Raw genomic sequence first — 4584 nt, forward strand, 5'->3', positions numbered from 1 at the left:
CCATACATTCAAAGAAGAACAATACGATAGGCTTGCCGAGCACGTGCGCCGCCACGTCAACCTGCCGCTTATCTACCAAATATTGACAAAGAACCATGATTGAAGGACACGGAGACGATTCCTATAAATACGGCCGTCCCATTACGGCAAACTTCAGCTCGAACGTTTACAGCAGGGTAGACCTCTCTGCCTTGAAGGCGCATCTGTGTGCCCGGATTGACGGCATCGGCAACTATCCCGAACCGGAGCCTTACACGTTTGAGGCCTGCCTTGCCCGCTGCCACCGTCTTCCTGCCGAGGCAGTGTGCGTGACGAACGGAGCTACCGAAGCCATCTATCTTACCGCACAGACTTTCCGCGGGACAAACACCGCCATTGTGCAGCCCACTTTCAGTGAATATGCCGATGCCTGCCGCATGCACGGCCATCGGGTCACTTCCCTCTACCGGCTTCCTGCGGAGAGCGAGGGGTATCGCTTGCCGGAAGAGGTGCGCATGCTGTGGCTGTGCAATCCCAATAACCCTACCGGAACGGTTGTGGAGAAGGAATATCTGGCAACACTTATCAGTCATAATCCGCAGGTCTGTTTCGTCATCGACCAGTCCTACGAGTTTTTCACCTTGCGTCCGCTTTTCTCTGCTGCCGAGGCTGCGGAGTTTCCCAACGTCTTGCTGCTGCACTCCATGACCAAGCGTTATGCCGTTCCCGGTCTGCGACTGGGATATGTCACCGGCGCCCCCCACCTGCTGCACCGTCTGCGTACCAACCGTATGCCCTGGTCGGTCAACCAGCTTGCCATTGAGGCAGGGCTCCATCTGCTGGAACATGATGTTCCCAATCCGCTGGATGTGGCGTCTTACTTGCAAGAGGCTGCCCGCCTGCGCAGTGCGCTCGAGGCATTGGGAGGACTGGAGGTATGGGCCACCGAAACCCATTTCATGCTGGTGTGCCTCCGTATGGGTAGGGCTTCCGCTTTGAAAGACTATCTGGCAGGGGAGCATGGTATCTTGATTCGGGACGCCTCCAACTTCGACGGACTGAATGAGCATTTCTTCCGTATAGCCGCCCAGAGCCGGGAGGAGAATGACAGGCTTGTAAAAGCAATAGGACAATGGCTTGAGGAGGAATAACCGATGGAAGAAGATGTGCTTATACTTTTGGGTGTCGCCTTCAACTTGAACCTGCCGCTTCTCACAGCCTGGCTGCTCGACCACTGGCTGGGCGACCCGGCGTGGCTACCCCATCCGGTGGTGGCTTTCGGCAAAGCCATTTCTTTCTGTGAGCACCGGTTGAACCGGGGCGATTCGCGTTTCCTGAAAGGAGCGCTTATGACGGTGCTCCTCGTGGCAGGTGTGTATTTCGTCACGCTTCTGCTACTCCGCTTGGCTGCACTCTTTTCTCCGGGCATGCTGCTGACGGTGCAGATACTGCTGATATTCTATTGCTTGGCGGGCACTACGCTGGTTCGCGAGGTGCGTATGGTGTTCAAGGCGGTGGACCGTTCCTTGGAGGAAGGGAGGATGCAAGTGGCACGTATCGTTGGGCGTGATACGTCTGCGCTCTCGGCGCAGGAGGTGAGAACCGCGGCATTGGAGACTTTGGCAGAGAATTTGAGTGACGGGGTCGTTGCTCCCTTATTCTGGTATCTGCTGTTGGGAGTTCCGGGCATGCTTGCCTATAAGATGGTGAACACGTTGGATTCCATGGTCGGCTACAAGAACGAGCGCTATCGTCGGTTCGGCTGTTTCGCCGCCCGTCTGGATGATGTTGCCAATTATATTCCTGCTCGTCTGACAGCCTTTCTGATGGTACTGGTTTCCGGTCGCCTTTCCTTGTTTGCTTTTGTGGGCAGATATGGCAGCCAGCATGCCAGTCCCAATTCCGGTTATCCGGAAGCCGCCCTTGCCGGTATTTTGAATTGCCGTTTCGGGGGGCCGCACAACTATTTCGGCGAGGAGGTATGGAAACCTTATATCGGTTCTAATGAACGGCCTCTGAAGACAGAAGATATGCGTGTGGCTGTCCGCATCAACCGGCGTGTGGAGTGGTGGATGGTAGTTGCCGTAATAGTGACATCGACCTTGGCTTCCTTTTGTTTTTAAAATGTTGTTATTTTAACTGATTCTTTGTCCGTTCCAAAAAGATATAATATCTTTGCAAGACCGCGTTGCATTAAAAATGTAACTTTTAAAGCAGACAAAGTCTTATAAATGAGGATAAAGCAACTATATATATTCCTTTTCTTTATTTGGTTCGGGAGCACAATAATTGCATCGGCAACAGATAAAGCGGATTCTTGGACTAAAGAAAAGGAAAGTATAGTCCATGAGGTCATCTCCACTTTTCACAACAGCCTCGGTTTCGACTATCTGACCCGGGAGGAGTGTGACTCGCTGAATGCCGACGGCCTTTTGTCCCAATTGGATGAATCCCAGCGCTATTACACCTATTTCGAACTGGAAAGAATACTTATAAAATCCTCCCTTTTCCGTGGAGAAATCCGTATGGCTATTGCCCAGAGCGACCAGATGTACTCCAAAGCCCGCGCGCTTGCCTACCCCTTCGGCAATGCCCTTGCGCTGAATGCCATGGGAGAGGTGTACAGCTATACCGGCAGGCTCCGGGAAGCCGGTGCCGCTTACGAAGAGTCTTTGAGACTGCTGGATGGGATGGACGGGGAGGATGTGCATATTCGCATGCTACTGGTGGAACTGATAGATTATAACCTGCGCATACGGAATGTAAACGGCGCCTCGCGTTATCTTGCACGTCTGAACCTCTATCCGGAAGACCGGCTTTCTCCGCTGGAGCTGGCCATGCGTCACATCTCCAATGCTTCCTGCCAATTATTCAAGGGTGACTTGAAGGCCGCCAGCCATTGTCTGGCACAGATAGGCCAGCTTGAAACGCAACTGATTCCGGAGATACGGCAATACCTTCTGATTATAGATGCCCGTTATCTGGTGGCCACCGGAGAGCATGAGGCAGCCTTGACCGCCTACAATGATTTCCTTCAAACCGAATATGCCCGGATAAACCATAACATCTACAAGGAAGCTCTGCTCGAAAAAGCGGATTTACTGGTGAAGATGGGAAACAAGGAAGAAGCCTACGGACAGTACGGCAAGGTCTTTTCGTATATCAAGACTTCGTTCGAGAAGAACTATCCCAAGGAGATAGACCGGCTCTGTACCCGTTTCCAGGCCGACCAACTGGCCTACCAGAACGAACGCGACCGCATTGTATCCATGCGTTTCTATCTGGCAGGCATCACTGTGTCCGTACTGTTTCTGATATTCCTCCTGGTGCTGGGCTGGAAGAAGATATTCCGTTTGAAGCGTTCCCAGATGCGGCAGGAGGCGATGAAGGAGAAAGCGGTGCAAGCCATACAACGGAAGAATATGTTTCTTTCGAACATGAGCCATGAGGTACGTACGCCGCTGAATGCCATTGTCGGATTCTCGGCGGTACTGACGGATGAGGACGAGTCGTTCGATGACGAATCGCGCCGGGAGTTCTCCGAAATTATCAAGGTGAATTCCTTTCAGTTGCTAAAACTTATCAATGACATTCTGGATTTCTCGGATTTCGAGAATGACAATATAACCTTCAACATCCGTACGCATGATGCCGTGAAGTTGTGTAATGAGGTCGTGGAGACCGTGATGGCCTCGCGCAAGCTGGAGGTTGAAATGCGTTTTGACACGGATTTGTCCGTCCTGATGCTGGATACGGACGATGCGCGCCTCCGCCAAGTCTTGATAAACCTGCTGGTGAATGCCACCAAGTTTACGGAGCAAGGCTCCATCGTGCTGGAACTGAAGATGGCCGATGTCGATACGGCACTTTTCTCCGTGACGGATACCGGATGCGGCATTCCACCGGAGAAGCAGCACTTGATTTTTGAACGCTTTGAAAAGCTGAATGATTTTGTGCAGGGAAGCGGACTGGGCCTTTCCATCTGCCAACTGATTGTGAAATATATGAACGGCAAGCTGTGGGTGGACAGTGGGTATACCCGTGGCGCGCGTTTCTGTTTTACGCATCCTTTGAAGTATAATCCCGCATTACACGGAGGAACGGCGCAATGAAACGAATACTGATTCTCATCCACGTTTTGTTTTGCGGATATATCTGTCCGCTGCTGGCAGAAGACACGGGGGCTGCCCGGTATCAAGACAGCATCCTGAAGGTTGCCGATACTCTGCCGGCCACCCTTGTCCGGCTGACGTATCTCCGTGACATGGCCTACAAGCACCAGTATGCTCCTTATAACATGACTTTTTCCACCCGTCTGTACGAGGAGGCGCGGCGGCAGAAGAACGCTTTCTATGAGAATATGGGCGCTTACTATCTGGCGGCATGTTATGACAAGAAACACGACCCGGACAGTCTGTCGTATTGGGTGGATGTGCTGAAGGATTTTGTCCCCCAGGTAGGCACTTACGATTATTATCTGGAGCAGAAGGCTGCCGTCAGCCGCGCCCTGGCTTCCAAGAGACAGATAGAGAAAGCGGTGTATGTGGCTAAGGAGACGTTGGAGGAATCAAAACTCCACCATAGCAATAATGGGATGATAGCGGC

At 52.3% G+C, this 4584-nt stretch carries 3 protein-coding genes and 1 pseudogene; all 4 read left to right on the forward strand.

The genetic code is table 11. The features are described 5' to 3' along the window. The first annotated feature begins 95 nt into the window (after positions 1 to 95). Positions 96 to 1130, forward strand: coding sequence for a threonine-phosphate decarboxylase (locus tag ABUA47_RS20905; protein WP_035448428.1), 1035 nt, complete (start codon positions 96 to 98; stop codon positions 1128 to 1130). Between the two features lie 3 nt (positions 1131 to 1133). After that, positions 1134 to 2102, forward strand: a complete 969-nt coding sequence (gene cbiB / locus ABUA47_RS20910; RefSeq protein ID WP_009038530.1) for an adenosylcobinamide-phosphate synthase CbiB — start codon at positions 1134 to 1136, stop codon at positions 2100 to 2102. Positions 2103 to 2210: 108 nt separating this feature from the next. Then, positions 2211 to 4091, forward strand: coding sequence for a sensor histidine kinase (locus ABUA47_RS20915; protein WP_035448430.1), 1881 nt, complete (start codon positions 2211 to 2213; stop codon positions 4089 to 4091). Beyond that, positions 4088 to 4584: pseudogene (locus ABUA47_RS20920) on the forward strand (sensor histidine kinase); the annotation flags it as partial. The gene ABUA47_RS20915 and the pseudogene ABUA47_RS20920, both read left to right, overlap by 4 nt.

Origin of the sequence: Bacteroides sp. RTP31139st1_H2_RTP31139_211217 (assembly GCF_040227615.1) — a bacterium.
GTDB classification, from domain to species: Bacteria; Bacteroidota; Bacteroidia; order Bacteroidales; family Bacteroidaceae; genus Bacteroides; species Bacteroides uniformis.

Excerpts from the sequence above, each read along its gene's own strand:
- ABUA47_RS20905 (WP_035448428.1), top strand. The coding sequence starts at position 96 with ATGATTGAAGGACACGGAGACGATTCCTATAAATACGGCCGTCCCATT.
- ABUA47_RS20915 (WP_035448430.1), top strand. The coding sequence starts at position 2,211 with ATGAGGATAAAGCAACTATATATATTCCTTTTCTTTATTTGGTTCGGG.
- cbiB (WP_009038530.1), top strand. The coding sequence starts at position 1,134 with ATGGAAGAAGATGTGCTTATACTTTTGGGTGTCGCCTTCAACTTGAAC.